Below are 2,737 nucleotides of genomic sequence, written 5' to 3'. Positions count from 1 at the left end.
CTGGAGGGTGGTGCCCTGGAGGGTGGTGCCCTGGAGGGTGGTGCCCTGGAGGGTGCGGACCAGGGTCTTGATTTCAACCATGGCGGGAGTCAAATCAGCAATTGCGGGAGTCAACGCCGCAAGCCAACAGCGGTAGGCAGTGCTATCAACAATATCATCTGGATGGATTTCAATTCAGCCACCGGTCAGCAATCATCAAAATCAGCCGACAGACTATCTGCCGAACAGATAAAATCACGCCTACAAGACAGCGCCGCTGAAGTAATTCACTACCTGCTGCCAGCCGGTAGAATCCGTCATGGAAAGCTCTATGTCGGCGATGTGCAAGGAAATCCTGGTGATAGTATGGAGGTGGAACTCACTGGTTCCAAGGCTGGAATGTGGTTTGACCACGCTGCCGGACAAGGCGGTGACATTATTGACCTTTGGGCTGCCGTCAATCACCAAGACAGCAAAAGAGATTTTCAGAAAATTGTTGAAGATATAGCCAGTTGGCTTGGGGAAGCATCTAACTACACAGCCGCAAAACCAACGCCAAAACATACTCCATCTATGGACGAGTTGGGACCAATAACCGGTAAATGGGACTATCACGACCGCAATGGACAACTGATCGCGTGCGTCTATCGCTATGACCCTCCCGGTGGTGATAAAGAATTTCGTCCATGGGATGTGCTTGCCAGGCGTCGCCAGGCGCCCACACCACGCCCCCTATACAACATTCCAGGAATCATCGCTGCGCCAAGCGTAATTGTAGTTGAAGGTGAAAAGTGCGCTTCCGCTTTGATTTCGGCAGGGTTTCAGGCCACAACCACTATGCAAGGGGCCAAATCTCCACCAGAGAAAACGGATTGGACGCCTTTGTCTGGCAAGGATGTATTGATCTGGCCAGACAAAGATGCCCCAGGTTGGGACTATGCCCAAACTGTTGCAACGGCATGCCGAAACATCGGGTGCCGTTCTGTATCAATCCTGATCCCACCCACAAACAAACCGGCCAAATGGGATGCCGCTGACGCCATCGCAGAAGGGATGGATATTCATGCATTTTTGACTCAGGTCGAATGCCAGGAACCTTCCCACGCAACCGCACTCCAAACCGGTCGGTTCAATCTGCTGGATTGGACGTATAACCGATACGTTGGCCGTCCACCAGAGCGTAAATGGTTGATTCGTGGAGTATTGCCTTTGGCTGTGCCCGGCATGATTGCCGCTATCGGTGGAGCAGGAAAAAGCATGCTGGCACTTGATTTGGCCATTAAGGTGGCCAGCGCTGAACCAGGAACATTCATGCCTCAGACAGCATTTGGTGGGCCACTTGAGCCGGTATCTGGCACGGCGGTGGTATTGACTGCTGAGGATGATCAAGATGAGATCCACAGGCGAGTACAGGCACTTGCCCCTGAAATGTCGAATCCTTCCCGACTGATTGTATACCCCCTGCCAAACAACGGTGGTCCGGTCAACCTGATCGCCAATGGGCGCGAAGGATTTTCCTTTACAAAGGAATTTGAAGAGTTACGCGACGCACTGTTGGCTATCAGAGATTTGAGGTTGCTGGTTATCGATCCCCTGCAGAGCTTTACCAGTGCTGATGTCAATGCCGATCCAGCGGCAGGAAGCATGTTTTTCGCTGCCCTGGGGCGTCTGGCTGCAGAGACAGGGGCAACAGTGCTGGCAACCCATCATTTCAAAAAGGTCGGCAACCGGCCAATCCTGAGCGCCACTGACGCCAGAGAGGCCATCCGTGGCAGCACATCGCTGGTCGATAGTGGGCGCTGGAGTTATGCCTTGTGGTCGCCAAAAAACGATGACGCAGAAAAGGCATGCCAACAGCTTGGCGAAGAATATCAACGAGAATCAGTGTTTATGGGGGCGATCGTCAAAAGCAACTGGCCAACCGATAAGACCGTCCGCACCTACGTGCGCAACCGCACAACCGGGCTTCTGGTGGATCGGACAACAGAGCTGCGTTCTGATGCAACCAAATCAAGTTTTGATCCAGAGTTAGCAACTTTACTGATTACCGCTATTCAGCAGGCCGCCGGTAATGGACAACCATTTACGCATTATGGCGGAACAGGTGTGTACCAACAACGGCACAGGCTGCCAGAAGTCCTCCATGATGTTGGTCGGGATAAATTGAGGGATCTGGTTCAATACCTCCTGAATGATCGTCGATTGGTGAAAGGAGTTGCTTCTGGATCTCGTGAACCAAAATGGCTGGATGTGCCGGATGGACCATTTGCGAGAGGGTGTGGGACATTTGAGCATGGTGCGGACGGTGTATATGAGTAAATACACAATGGCGGATGTATATGCCATATTTTCCGCCATGGCGGGCAAATTATCCGCCACGCAAATCTTGCAATTGAATAATATCAATAAGTTGCAAGTGGTAAACACCCCGCCATGGCGGGCGTGGCGGAAAATTTCCGCCACGGACAACATATTGAAATATATAATATTTTTTTCAATGGCGGATGGCGGACCCCCTGCCTACGCGCGTGTATGCGTGGGGTATATAATATATACCCCCACGCATACCCGCCATGTAGGAAGGGAGGTCGCGACAGGAACAAACGACAGGAGGTAGAAATGGCTGTAGCAACTTTGCCCCACAAGGGCACCCCAGGGGAAGGGGCAATCCTCACCCTGGATTTGGGCAGCAAGATGGGTTGGGCCCTACGTCAAACGGATGGGACCATCACCAGTGGCACGGTGGAGTTCAAGCCGG

The 2,737-nt window shown here is 52.6% G+C and carries 1 protein-coding gene; it reads left to right on the top strand.

All coding sequences use genetic code 11. From position 1 onward, the window contains the following. The first annotated feature begins 162 nt into the window (after positions 1–162). Positions 163–2,298 (top strand): AAA family ATPase, encoded by a 2,136-nt coding sequence (locus HQL63_16200; GenBank protein MBF0178364.1) that lies wholly within the window; start codon positions 163–165, stop codon positions 2,296–2,298. The last annotated feature ends 439 nt before the right edge of the window (positions 2,299–2,737 follow it).

It is taken from the genome of Magnetococcales bacterium, assembly GCA_015231175.1.
Classification (GTDB): Bacteria; Pseudomonadota; Magnetococcia; order Magnetococcales; family DC0425bin3; genus HA3dbin3.
Note: the sequence above shows the minus strand (reverse complement) of the source record. Positions and strands in the feature narration are given on the sequence as shown.